Annotated in this window: 1 protein-coding gene; it reads right to left on the bottom strand. The window is 32.7% G+C overall.

Annotated elements, in window-relative coordinates; genetic code table 11:
• Window positions 1-419 precede the first annotated feature (419 nt).
• Window positions 420-725, bottom strand: a complete 306-nt coding sequence (locus tag CS060_RS13960) for a hypothetical protein (protein ID WP_052025641.1) — start codon at window positions 723-725, stop codon at window positions 420-422.
• Window positions 726-1,028: the final 303 nt, after the last annotated feature.

Here is a 1,028-nt window from a genome sequence, read left to right as displayed (position 1 = left end):
GATGCCCTATTTGTGTTGGGCTTTTTTATACACTAGCACTGGGGTGAATAGTTACAAAACATATAATTTTCCATAATATTCTATTAAAAAAGGGCTAGTAGTTCCTCTTAACTTTGATATTACCTTCATCATATTTATTCAACCTTTAATCCTATATAAGTTCAGATTAATATTCCGAAATAGCTATCTGTCCGATGCGTTGGAGCACTTTTTCTGGAAATTCAGAGAGTATTCTAAAAACAAAACAATGGATCCTCACAACTCTTTTCGAGTAGGATGAAACCGATTGGCAATGATAGGTGTTGGTTAAACATGTAGGAATTTTAAATTGAATTTATATAATTTATATATTTTTCTTTTTTCATAAAAAAGTACAGAGTAGAAAACAATTGTTCTCTGCCCTGTACTTTTTTACCTATTTATTCAAGAGTGCAGCAATACATAGTTGGAACAGGATTTCCATCTCCATCGAATTGCCACTGAGAGATAATCGTGTTTTTGCTCTGCGAAGCTTTGTTTTTATCAATTACTTCTAATTTTAATGTACGTGCTTCAACATCATGAGTTTCATAAAGTACTTCTCCATCTGACATTGGGAAATGTGAGTGAACTAAGCTAAGACCAAATTTACGGTCTAGATGTTTGTATTTCTCCATAACTTTATAAATTTCTGAGAATAGAGCTTTTTCCTCTTCATTGAGGCCTAATGCTAATGCTGTCGCCATAAATATCCCCTTTCTTAACAATTATATAAATATTTTGTTTTTTATGATTGTTATTATATTATCGTTTGGTATTTATTTCAATACAAAAATTAAAAAATTCTAAACATTTATTAATATTTTGTTTTTTATATACATCCAAATTGACATTTTAACCTCTGGTTCACACAGCACACCCGATGCGACGTAACACCTCATCTGGGTGCTGTAAGACATGTTGTTCAAACCGAGTAATCGACTGGGCGATGTCCTTTTGATCTTTATGCAGGACGTTGGCGATGACTTCGTCTTTCAGCCACTTCCATA

This window comes from Anoxybacillus flavithermus (genome assembly GCF_002742685.1).
Taxonomy (GTDB): Bacteria; Bacillota; Bacilli; order Bacillales; family Anoxybacillaceae; genus Anoxybacillus; species Anoxybacillus flavithermus_E.
This window is presented reverse-complemented; position numbering and strand designations above follow the sequence as displayed.